Here is a 13,305-nt window from a genome sequence, read left to right as displayed (position 1 = left end):
GCACGGAAATGAAGTCCGCGATATCTTCCGCGGACCAATCCAATCCATCCCGTTTCGCTTGCGTGATGATTTCGGTCGTCGAACGCTCCCCGTCCAACAACATGGCGACGTGGTGTTCTGCTGCGCCGAATTGAAAGTGTTTTCCGGTGCCACCATGCGCGGCGCGAATCACTGTGACTCCCGCCACTTCGCAAACGGTGAATTCCATCTCCGAATCCAAACGCACCTTGGGCGATGCCATTGGTGGAGCGGCCGTTTCCAATTCTGTTTTTTCAGAACCGACTCGATCGCATGGTTCGATAGGAACGTCGCTTGGTTTCACCATCCGATCATCCACCCCAGTCGTTTCACAGGGGTTCGAATCCATTTCCAAATCCATGGGTAGGTGGGACCGATCACCACGGCTTCCCCTCGCATTCCGACCCGCAAGGCAGCATCGTCGTTGGGCAATTCCGCGATGGCAACAAATACGTTGGCGTCATCGCGGATGGTCGCCGCAGGCCAGACGGAACGCACCTGGCTATCGAACGCACGCCCGTCCAATGCTGGGAACCATAATTCCACAGGAGCGTTCATTTCGACGAAACGAATTTCAGATTCGGGCAGTTCCAATTCAATTTCGACGTTGCCTTCCGGAGCGATCTCCATCAACGTCTGGCCGATTTCCAACGGGGTCCCCAACGACCGAGTCAGGTCGCCTTGAATGACAACGCCATCAATCGGCGACGCAACATCGAGTTGATTGAGTTTGTCTTGCAGCAATTCCGCTTTACGAGTGAGAGTTTTCCGCCGAAGCCCTGCCAATTGTGCCGTCGCGATTTCTCCGCTCGCCAGAGCGATGTCCTCATCCTTTTGTGATTCCTCGATTTCGGCCAGAACTGATTCCAGTTCAATTCGCAGTGGGCGGCCGTCCAATTGCAACAGCGTTTGCCCCGCCTTAACGCGATCGCCAGGACGAACCAACGTCGTCAACAAAGTGGCATCAATCGGCGAGGCGATCAGTCGGCCATTCATCGCAGCAACCGTTGCCGTTGCATGCGTTCGGTAGGACATCGGAATGCATGTCAGGATCAAGGTGATCAAAAAGGCAATTCCGATCAGGCCACGTCGTGACCACCACTGACTGATTCGGCTGGCCATTCGTCCCCAATGATCGTTGGCGGGGCGACTGAGAAAGATCGCTGCGAACAACCCCATCACGTCCGCGGGAAACATGCGTTGAAAGGTCTTGGCGTCAAAATCATCGGCACTCGGTGGCCGAATCCAAAGCAGACAACGCGGGACGCTCTCCCCATCACGTTTTGCATTTTTCGCGGTTTGAGTGGCTGATTCGATATCAGGAACCAAATCGATCACCAAGGTCCCGTTTTCCCACCGAGAGGTGCTCTCGGTGATCGGCGAATCAGCTTCGACCGTGGACGCCAACCACTGGGCATCAAAGCGTTGGCGAATTGAGTTGTCAGCGCCCAACCATCCCAATCGTGCATCATGCAAACGATGGAGCGAACGAGCGCCCCAACCGAGACGAATCGTGTGATCCGGTAGAATCTCAGAGAGACGTTGGACGAACAACTCCGCCGCCGAAACGCGGTCCTTCGTCGATGCCATCTCGGTCAACCAAGAGTGCCACATCGACTGAAACATCTTCGCACGCGAAGAGCCCGGCGAAGCGGAGAGCAAATCCGACTTCGAGGACGACACGTTGCTCGACGTTTTCGGTTCGATCACATTGGTCGCCCCGTCATATGACTCGGATACCAAACTCACCATCGCGGAACTCCCGAAGGCTGGCGTCGAGAAATGGAACTCGGAACCTCGTCGACGTGGTTCGTATCTACCAGCCGCATCGTGCAACGGTCTCCTGGGCGGAGCGTTCCCGACGGATTCTCGATTCGCACTCGAACTTCGATCGTTCCGCTTTCGCTATTGATCGATGGGCCGATGGTGTCAATCTCGCCGTCCACGGTTCGACGGGCCGCGCGAAAGTAAACCTGGGTTTCCATCCCAACCTTCATCGCCAACGCTCGTTCGGCCGTTACATTGAACACCCCGTGTAGAACATCTGTCCGAACCAGACGCACGATTTCAGGTTCGGTGGGTGTCATCGTGACGCCCAAACCAGCGATCTTTTCAGCAATCACTCCGTCGAAGGGAGCACGAATGGTTCGCCGTTTCCATTGCAATTCGAGCCGTTTCGCTTCTGCGGTTCGCAATGACCGTTGTTCCGTTGCGGTCAGCAGACGAGCCTTGGCGATATTCAGTTCCATTTCCGCCCGCCGGAGCTCATCGGAACCTGCCATCTCGTCGCGAAGCAAGCGTCTTAAATGCTCGACCCGTATCGTTTGCAAATCCAACGATGCCTGAGCCGCGTGAATCTCACCAACCATCGACGCTTGGGTTTGTGCAATTTCCATGGACGCTCGTTCGATCTCATCGTCCAAACGAGCGATCACATCATTGGCCTGAACACGTTGTCCAACCTTCACCGGGATCTCAATGATCCGGCCCAGATCTTCACTGCCCAGATAGATGTCTTCGATCGCTTGCGAGAAACCTTCGTAGGCTGAATCCCCGTACAACGCGATGCCTCGCGAAGCATCGGATGCTTTTTGAGCTTGGGCGAGATTCGACGGCAATCCCACCGCGACGAAAACAGCCAATCCAATGATCGTCCATGATGTTCGTTTCATCTTGCGTTCCTATTGCATGCTTTCCGATGTGGTCACACTGTCGACGGTCGATGTGTCATCCCCCTCGATCAACCCTGATTCACTGATCAAAGATTCGCCTGTCACTTCCTGTTCGCGCCGCGATTTCATCTCGACGATGCGGGTCAGTGGCCTCAACTGTTCCAGTTCAACAGGCTCGGTTTGCAACAGCTCAATTTGGCTGGTGTTGCTTGGACGCGTGGGCTGAATGCCTTCTGTTTTTAACAACGTGCCCATCGCCTTTTGCAGTTCAATCATGGAGATGATGGAAGCAACCTGGCACGTCACCAACAATTGTTCAGCTTCGGTTCGACGTTTTTGAGTCTCGAGCAAATCCTCCAACACCAACGCGGTGGGACCACCGTCGCCGGCTAGCACGTCCCAGCGTCGCGTTGCGATTTCTTCTTCACGGACTGCCGCCGCCAAGGTGATCGCTTTGCTGTCCCGAAGTCGAAAGTTCGCCTCCGTTTGAATCAAAGCTGTTTCAATTTCGCGGCGTGCCGTCAGCAAACTCTGCCGCAATTCTTCACTTCGCTGTTGATAACGGTGACGCGCCTCACGAACTCGACTGCGTGCAGCTCGACGTCCATACGGCAAACTGTATTGCAGCATCGCCGTGAGGCCGGGGCCTTCCGTGAATTGATCGCCAAACGCTTGGAAAAATCGGTTGTCTCCTCGAAGACCCGCCAAGTAAGCGTCAAACACCGCATTCAATTGAGGTTTCAACTCATTGCGTGTCACGTTGATGCTCAACCCCGCCGAAGCGAGCTCCTGCGTCGCCGCTTGGATATCCGGTCGATACTCCAACCCACGAACGATCGCATCTTCCAATTCGATGTTCTCGTTGGGGATGTCGGGGTTGGCCAACGGGATCAGTTCCACCGATTGATTGAGTGCGGCCAATGCGGGGCTGCCGACCAGTGTTCGCAACCGCACCTGCAAACGTTTTAGTTCCGCCTCAATTTCAATCAATCGATCGCGATCCGTTGCCAATCGGCGTTGCACCTTGATCCGCTGGAGCGGGCCCGAATCCAAGTCCGCACGAGCGTCAACCAACCGGGCGATCTGTTCTCCTCGTTCGATCAGACTTCGTTGCTGCACCAGGTGACAACGTCGTTCATACAAACGCCAAAACGCGTTGAAGGTTTCAACGATGTGATTTTCAACTTCCGTACGCATTTCCTGCCATGCGATTCGGCTGTCGATGGACGCCTGGGTGACCAACCGTGTGTTGTAGACTTCGCCACTGGTCGCCAACAACGGCTGAGTGATGCTGAGACTGATTTTTGAATTGCCTTGCGGATTGGGGTCGAAGTACAGACTGTTGCTGTCCAACGTTCCCAATTCTTGAGACAGGTCCACGATGGTCCCGCGACGGGTGAGCTTTCGAAAGCCTGCACTCGCAGTCACTCCATTTTGAATCAATCGATCGGGCCCGCCCGTCGTCAATGTGCTACCGACGGGATCGTTGACACGATCGTAGCCGCCTTCCAACAGCAAGGTGGGATCAAAGACGGCGTCTTGCTGAACGATCTTTTCGTAAGCGATCGAGGTCCGGCGTGAAACAGCGGAGATTCGCGGGCTGGTTTCCAGCGTGTCGGTCAGAACAGTAGGAAGGTCAAACGAAACTTGCTCGGGCGTCGACAACAAAGCCGCAAACGCCAGGTTTTCCCACCAAGGCCCCACCACTTCTGCGTTGGTTTCGATCCCAAGATCGCTTGCCTGTGTGGCTCCGTCTGGCGGCAATGACATGCCGTCGCTGGTCGGAGTGGGAGCGGGCAGCGTTTCAGGTTCCAAGGAATCTCGACGGACCGCTTCGGCAACATTCGCCGCTGCCGCGTTTAGAAATTGCTCAAACGACGTGGCTCGGGGTTCGTCCGCTTTCAAATGATTCGGAAGCAGCGCGAAAGCGAGCGAAAGCAGCGTCCCCAACAACCAAGCATCCACCATCGATCGACGCCAAGGCACAACAGCCTTGTCCACCGAATGGAGTCGATCGCATCCCGTCGAAGCGGCCGGCAACGGCCATTTCTTGAGCATGCTTCGAAAATGGTTGAGAACGAGCTTCATTCCTTCCTTGACCAAGTTCGCTTTGAAACACAAACAACGTCGACTGCCCCCGTTCCAGGGAAAAACCAGCCTCCGTGCTAACCGATCGAGTGATTGCAACGGCAAAGAACCCCACTACAGGATTTCACTACGTGTACAGATATCTTCGGAAGCATTGGTCGTGAGGATTGCAACGACCGCCTGCATTTTCCCACCTACCGACCGATTCAACAGAATCAATCGACAATAAACGCATCGTCAGCGGAATCGGAAAAGTCAGCGGAGCCTACCTGGACACCCGTACGTCTCATGCGAGCGTGAAAATGTGTCGTTTAGGACGATGAGGCAATTCACCATGCAAAAATCCGATTCTGAAGACAATCTGATGGGCAAACGCGAATTTCACTTCTTTCAACTGGAAGACCGTGTTCTGCTTTCCGGCGAAGGTTTGGAAGCAGTCGACGCCGTCGTTCCCGATGCGGAATTGGTGGAATCGTTGAACGCTGACTTAGACGCGTTCGATGCTGCGCTGGATGATCTTGATGCAGATGAAGTGACTCCTGATGGCGAAGCGCGCAAAAACAAAGACGAGCCGGACTTCTATGACCCTGCCGAAGGTCCCATCCCGATGGACCCAGCACGCCCGATCGAAGTCATCTTCATCGATGACGGGGTGCAGGACAGCGACACACTGATTCAGAACCTTCGAGATCAAAGTGACGACTCGCAATGGTTGATCGTGCGTCTGTCGAATGACCACAGCGGCGTTGATCAAATCAGCAACACCTTGGCGACGCTGCAGGGCGTCGACGCCGTTCACTTGGTATCGCACGGCGACGGCGAAAGCATTCAACTCGGGAGCGATCGACTGAGCATCGACTCCGCACCTTCGTTTGCTGGCGACATCGCCTCATGGGGACATTCGCTTGACTCACGAGCGGACTTGCTTATCTATGGATGCGATCTGGCGAGCACGGTCGAAGGTCAAGACCTGATCGAGATGCTGGCGATTGTTTGCAACTGCGACGTCGCGGCCAGTGATGATGCGACGGGACATGAGGACCTCGGCGGTGACTGGATTCTGGAATACACCGTCGGGGACGTGTCAACGGAAGTTGCGTTTGGTTACGCGGCACAGGCGTCTTGGCACAGCACGTTGGATATCACCAGCAACCTGGTCGTGCATCACGAATACGACACGTCGGGTTCGCTGACGGAAGCGGATGCGTCGGGAAGTGGCAACGACGGCTCATGGGTCAATGATCCGGCGTGGACCAGCGATGCGGCCGTTGGTGAATACGCGATGGACTTCTCCCAGGACGGATCGGGTGCGAACTCGGTCGTTGAAATCGCAGATGATCCGTCGTTGGACTTCAGCGGCGATTTCACCGTTTCGTTCTGGTACAACGCGGACGCTTTGCAAGCCAACTCGACGCGCTTGATCGGTTCGCACGACGGCAGCGACGGGTTCTCCATCTACACCAGCGCCGACGGCAGTTTGAACTTCCTGCTGCAGGGCAGCACGTCATCGGCAACCAGTTGGGTTGCATCTGGTTTTGTGGCCGACAGCAATTGGCACCACGTTACCGCGACGCGTAGCGGCAACAACATGCGGATGTTCGTCGATGGGAATCCATCCGGAACCACCTCTGCCAACGTGGGCGTGGTGGATGTCAGCGGGCCGGTGACAATTGGTGGCACTAGCGTTGCGGGCAACGATTACGAAGGCAAGCTGGACGACGTTCGCATCTACACCCGTGCGATCTCCGACAATGACATCGACGTCTTGATCGCCAAGGGCGCTGGCATTCAAGTCGATACGTTTAATGACACTGTTGACGGAACCACGACGGATGTAGCCAGTCTGCTGGCTAATCAGGGTGCGGACGGACAGATCTCGCTTCGTGAAGCGATCCTAGCGGCGCAGAATGACAGCGATAGCGGATGGTCGATCCAGTTGTCATCCGGAACGTACACACTCGATGCGACTGGCATCGGAAACGCATCGGCGGCAACGGGTGACTTTGATATCACAGATGAAGTGATCATCGTTGGATCAGGTGCGGGCGACACTATCCTTGACGCCAGTGGACTCGGCGACCGGGTATTCGATGTCGACGCGTCTGGCGAATTGACTTTGCAACAGCTCTCAATCGTTGATTCAACGACCAGCAACGAACAGGGCGGTGGGGTTCGAAACGCGGGAACGTTCTTTGCGAATGACGTGGTGTTCTCAGGCCACACCGTCAGCAATACCGACGGGGGTGCGATTGCTTCGTCCGGTACCATGACGTTGGATCGCGTTTCGATCGTAGGTAACTCTGCGGACAACGGAGCAGTCTACATTACCGGTGGCACGTCGAATCTGACCAACGTCACAATCAGCGGAAACGTCGCTCAACACGATGCCGGCGGCATTCGAATGGGCGGTGGCGTGTTGAACATCGACCACAGCACCATCGCGAACAACACAGCAACAGCTGGATACGGTGGCGGCCTGCGTGTTGACAGCGGAACGGTCAACGTCAGCAACAGCATCTTTGCCGACAACACCTCCAACTTTGGTGGTAATGATGTCGACGGGACGATCGTCAGCGGCGGGTACAACATCATTGAACACAACAGCGGTTTCAGTGGCACCGACGGGACGGACATCGTGGGCAGCGATCCAATGCTGGCTGCACTGAGCGTGGATGCCACATCGGGTCAACACATTCATGCGATCAACAGCGGCAGCATTGCCTACAACGCCGCAATCGGTTCCTCGACAACGGATGACCAACGCGGGGTCGCCCGCGACGCGAGCGCTGACATCGGTGCCTACGAATACATCCGGCCACCACAGCTGCTCGCCCGGTACGATTTCGATTCGGGTTCAGCGGCGACGGACAGCAGCGGCAATGGTTTGGACGGCACATTGCAAGGCGATGCCTCCGTCGACACCACGACGAACACGAATCAAGTCGGCGACGGCAAACTGACTCTCGATGGGTCCGGCGACTACGTCGACCTGTCCGCCAATGCCAGCACCTTTTCGACGCTCTCCGAAGGCACCGTGGCGACTTGGGTGAAGTTTTCGACGACCGGCTTCGCGACCATCTTCGACGTCAGCAGCGGTGATCCGAACGAATTTGCATCGCTGTGGGTTGAAAACGGAAACGTCGTTTGGGCGGTCACGACGGGTGGGACTCCACAACTGCGCATGACATCCATCGCCACCATCCATGACAATCAGTGGCATCATGTTGCGGTCACCTCTGACGCAAGTGGCAACACGCTCTACATCGACGGCGTTGCTCAAACAGGCGGCGACATCACCTACTCGTATGGTGACGCAACGACTGACATATTCTTCGATGATTTGACCGGTGTGACGTCGACCAAGATCGGTGCGTATGACATCGGCACGGTTGGCGGTGAGTTCAACGGGCAGATCGATGATACTCGCATCTACAACTATGCCGTCACCGACGCGGAGATGGCAGACCTCTACGCCTTGCAAGCCGGGCTCCCTAGTGATTTATCTACCACGGCTACTAGCAATGGCGGGGTCAGCATCAATGCCGACGGCGGAAACGATGCGTACTTCATCGCCGAGAATGGCGGTGCCGTTCTTGGCGGACTCTCGTCAACTACAGTCGAAATCCAATTTTCATCCGATTCGGTTCCAAGTCAAACCACGCTGTTTTCTTACGAAGGCGACACCGACTCAAATGCCTTATTGGCGATCGTCAGTGGGACGACGCTGAAACTCTACATCAATGGCACCGACTATTCGTTCTCTGGTTATGACTTCACTTCGTTGGGTGACGGCTTTGAACATTCCGTCGCGATCACGTGGGATGGCCCCACGGGCGCCGCGTCACTTTATGTCGATGGAGAGGTCGTTTCCTCGATCACGGGTGTAGCGACAGGACAAACGCTCGCAGCGGACGGTACGTTGGTCTTTGGCCAAGAACAAGACGGTGTAGACAGCGGATACACAACTCCTCAAATCTTCAGTGGCACACTGCACGACATCCGAATCTTTGATGACGCTCGCACCGCTAGCGAGATCGAAAGCAGCTATCGCGGCGACCTTCCTCGTACCGAATCCGGTTTGCTTGCCAACTGGCAATTCAACCAACTGTCCACCGACGGCGTCGTCATCGAAGCGGTCTCGGGCAACAACCTGACACTCAAACACGTCGACGATGTCAGCTTCACCGCTAGCAACTCCGCACTCACGTTTGCGGTCAACGAAAATGCAATCACCGGCAGCATCGTGGGCAGCGTCAGCGGTCAGGACGCGGAACGGGACGCCCAGATCGCAGCCCTGTTGGCGGCCGATTCCGAACTAACCTACAACGCCGCGACCGGCAAATTCTATAAAACGGTCTTGTCGAGCGGCACGTGGACGGCCGCCCACTCGGCTGCCGAAAGCACCACCTTGTCGGGTTTAACAGGCGACCTCGTCACCATCGATTCATCCAGCGAGAACGCCTTCGTTCAACAACTGGCGACCGACTACATTGGCAATGATGTTTGGATCGGTGCCACCGATGCATCGGTAGAGGGTGAATGGCGATGGCAAGACGAAGACGTCAACACTTCGGCTTTCTGGCAAGGCGACGAAAACGGATACGCCGTCGACGGTAACTATCAAAACTGGCATGCCACCGCTGGTCCCACTGGTGGAGCCAGCGAAGACTACGCGTTGTTACAGCAGTATGACGGAACATGGTTTGACGCCACCGCCGTTCAAGCGATGGACGGCTATGTGGTGCAGTGGGATGCGGATCTCGTCCTGGACGCCACCGACGCGCTGACTTATTCCATCGAGTCGCAAACAGTCGCCGGCGCTTTCGCGATCGACGCCAGCACGGGCGTGATCACGGTCGCAGACGGTTCGTTGCTGGATTATGAGAGCCAGGCTTCTCACGCGTTGACCGTTCGCGTGACGGACGAGGACAGCAACACCTACAATGAAGTCTTCACCGTTTCGCTCAATGATCTGGTCGAATCCGACAACGCGCCAAGCGATCTGTCGAGCGGCATCGAGCTGAACACGGATGGTGGCAATGACGCGTATCTTTTCACCAATGTCGATCTGCTTAGTGGACTTTCGTCGGTCACAGTGGAAACCTTGTTTTCAATCGACCACACAAATGGCCAATCTCACCGACTGTTCGACTTCACCGCGACGGGCGGCAGCGAGAACGAACTGAGCATGATGGTTCGATCTGATGGCACAATCGATCTCGGGATTCATGCCTACGAAGAATCGACCACGGAACAATATTCCGAATTATTGGATGGACACGTTCATCACGTCGCCATCAGTTGGGATTCCAACGGCGGAAATTGGTCACTCTACATCGATGGCGAACATGCAGAATCGGGAGATGGGCTCGGAGACGGGCTGAGCTTCTCGGTTAGCGATGGCCTGTCCATTGGCCAGTCTTTTGATGACGGCGCCGATGCCGTTGACGGGGAGCAGTTCCACGGAACCGTGTACGATTTCCGCCTGTGGGAGGAAGTGCGAACGGAACCAGAAATTGCATCGAACCATCAGCAAAAACTAGACAGTGACAATCTCCCCGACGGTCTTATCGCCAGCTGGCAGATGGACGGCTTCAGCGAGTCCAATGAAGTCGTTGACGTTGTCAGCGGGAACAACCTGAGCGTGGGCCACGCGACCGGGTTTGGATTCACCACCAGCACGCCGGTCGAAGACCTGCACATCGACGAAAACGCGGGCACGGGAACCAGTGTTGGCTACGTCGTGCCAAGTGCCCCCGACACGATCAATGACGTGGTCGACGACGGACTGTTCTTGGAAGCGGATGACCCTGGTACGTACACTCGGTACACCAACGCCACCCCACTGGGTGCCTGGACAGTCGAAAACGGCAACGTGGATTTGCTCGGATCAGTGCTTCCTGATTCCGAAAATGGCGGTCGCGCAGTCGAACTGAACGGCGACACCACCGGGGTGATCACGCAGTCGCTGACCACGGTTGCTGGCCAACAATACCAACTGACTTTCGAGGCCGGAGGAAATTTCAGCGGTGGACAAGACCACGTGGAGTTCCGCGCCAGTGCCGACGGGATTTCGCAAGACATCACGATCGCTCAACCCGATGGATGGTCGTTTTCCAATAACCAATCCAATTACTACACACTGACCTTCACGGCCACATCCGACACCAGCATTCTGCGATTTGAATCACTCGAAACCGGTCCATATGGCGCAGTCGTCGCCGAGATCCAGGTGACCGAAACCCCCGCTGCGATTTCTACGATTTTGCACAATGACCCGTCGCTGACTTATGACTCCGTCACGAACAAGTTCTACCGGTACGTCGACGCGGATACCGACTGGAATTCCGCTCTCGCATTAGCAACCGGTTCGTCGCTCAACGGTGCCGACGGACAACTGGTCACAATTCGTTCTCAGTACGAACAAGACCTGATCGCACAGATGGCGACGGATGCCAACGACTATCTCTGGCTGGGTGCATCGGACGCACTAGTCGAAGGCGAATACCGTTGGTACGACGGCACCGAAGCAGGCGACCAATTTTGGCAAGGTGACCACTCCACCGGGACTGCGACCAACAATGAATACAACAATTGGAGTTCGAATGAGCCCAACAACATCGCTGCCCACGACTACGCATTTCTATGGCATGTGGACGGCACATGGGGCGACACCGATGCCAGCCCAGGTACGCCTGACGTGGTTGTCGAATGGGATGCCACGGAGGTGGTTAGCAACTTCACATTCAGCCTGACCGATCCGTCGAACAACTTTGAGATCGACAGCAACACCGGTGAAATCACGGTCGCCACGTCGCATACGCTCGACTATGAAATCAGCGAGTCACACCAAGTCGCCGTGACTGTCACGGACGCCGCTGGTCTGAGCCACAACCAATTCATAACGATCAACGTCAACGACGGCAAGGATGTCTTCCATGACCTATCCGATGGCAACGACGACGGCCAAATTTCCGGCACCCAGGGTGGCAACGTCATTTACGGTGGCCCCAGTGATGGAAGTGCCGATGGCGGCGCAGTCACTGACGACAACATTCAAGCGGGCCGTGGTGATGACACGATCTACGGCGGAGACGGCAACGACAACATTGACGGCGATGACACAACCGTCGCCGACATGCTCACGGCCGATCCATCGCTTGTCTACAACGAATCAACGGGCAAGTTTTACAAGCTGATCTCCGGCACGACGGATTGGGATTCAGCGAAAGAAGCAGCGGAATCGACCAGCGTCCTGGGCTATTCGGCGCGACTGGTCCAAATCGGTACCGCCGCTGAAAATGCTTTTGTTCAATCCTTGGCGGGTGGATCCGCGGTTTGGTTGGGCGCGTCGGACACGGGTCACCAAGATGCGTTCGTTTGGACGGATGGCACACCGATCAGCTACCAGAACTTTTCCAACGGCGATCCCAACGGCGCTCAATTGGAAGACGCCTTGATCATGAACGCCGATGGAACCTGGAGCGACGCTTCGGAGATCCTATCCTATGCTTACGTCATCGAGATTTTCCCTGAAAACAGCGACGACACCATCACTGGCGGTGGCGGCGATGATTTGATCGAAGGCGGAGTCGGGATCGACGTGGCGGTCTACACCGGCGCGGCTGCCGACTACACGATCACGGACAACATGGACGGCACCTGGACCATCACCGACAATGTCGCGCTGCGTGATGGCACCGACACCTTGTCGGGGATTGAACAACTGCGTTTCAGCGACGCGACCTATGAAACCGCTCAAGCCGGTTTCAACTCCGCCCCCACCGACATTGAACTGGTCACGCCCGGTGATGACTTGATCGCTCAACCGATCGAGAACCTGCAAAGCTACACCGGGTACAGCAACATCTACAGCTCGGTCGTCGCAAAAGCAGACGGGGGTTACGTGTTGCTCTACACCAACTACGACAACGACTCGGGCTGGGACATCATGGCCCAGCACTACGACGAAAACGGAGATGCCGTTGGCGAAGCCGATGTAATGACCCGTCAAATTCTGTCGTACAGCGATTACAGCTTCGACGTCGCGACGCTTAACGACGGAACGCACATTGTCACCTGGTACGATTCGGCTTACGAAGTTCGTGCCCAACACTTTGACGCTGACTTCAACGAAATCGGCAACTTTTTCACCGTCAACACGACCACAGCGCACTACCAATACTACCCTGACGTCGCGGCGACGGGCGACGGTGGTTTCGTGATCGCTTGGCGAAGTCTCGTCGACGAAGACAGCAATTCCTACGCGGACTACAGCGATGTGTTTGCGCAAAAGTTCGATTCCAGTGGCGTTGCTGTCGGTGCAGAGATCCACGTCACCCAGCAAACCCTAAATCAATACGAAACCGCTGTCGCTGGATTCGGTGACGGATCGTTCATGGTGACATGGCGCAGTGACAATTCCGCAGATGACGGCAATGGATCCGCCGTGATGGGGCGTTTCTACGACGCGAATGGAGTTGCCAGCGGTGCCGAGTTCATTGTCAACACGACAACCAGTGGCACG

General features: G+C 56.0%; 4 protein-coding genes and 1 pseudogene. 1 reads left to right on the top strand and 4 read right to left on the bottom strand.

The window, feature by feature from the left end:
* The 4 genes and pseudogenes from ACF8AM_RS19675 to ACF8AM_RS19660 form a co-directional block, all read right to left on the bottom strand.
* Positions 1-325: pseudogene (locus tag ACF8AM_RS19675) on the bottom strand (peptidase M50); the annotation flags it as partial.
* Positions 319-1,770, bottom strand: a complete 1,452-nt coding sequence (locus ACF8AM_RS19670) for an efflux RND transporter periplasmic adaptor subunit (protein ID WP_392557286.1) — start codon at positions 1,768-1,770, stop codon at positions 319-321. The pseudogene ACF8AM_RS19675 and the gene ACF8AM_RS19670, both read right to left, overlap by 7 nt.
* Positions 1,764-2,690 (bottom strand): efflux RND transporter periplasmic adaptor subunit, encoded by a 927-nt coding sequence (locus ACF8AM_RS19665; protein WP_392557285.1) that lies wholly within the window; start codon positions 2,688-2,690, stop codon positions 1,764-1,766. Before ACF8AM_RS19665 ends, ACF8AM_RS19670 begins: the two co-directional genes overlap by 7 nt.
* Positions 2,691-2,699: 9 nt before the next feature.
* Positions 2,700-4,748: a TolC family protein gene (locus ACF8AM_RS19660; protein WP_392557284.1), complete on the bottom strand. Its 2,049-nt coding sequence runs from the start codon at positions 4,746-4,748 to the stop codon at positions 2,700-2,702.
* Positions 4,749-5,112: 364 nt separating this feature from the next.
* Here ACF8AM_RS19660 and ACF8AM_RS19655 point away from each other — a divergent pair.
* Positions 5,113-13,305 (top strand): LamG-like jellyroll fold domain-containing protein (locus ACF8AM_RS19655; RefSeq protein WP_392557283.1); only part of this gene is annotated, 8,193 nt, incomplete at its 3' end.

The organism is Rhodopirellula sp. JB055 (genome assembly GCF_043100905.1).
Lineage (GTDB): Bacteria > Planctomycetota > Planctomycetia > Pirellulales > Pirellulaceae > Rhodopirellula.
The sequence above is the reverse complement of the archived record's forward strand: the minus strand, read 5'-3'. Positions and strand labels throughout refer to the sequence as shown.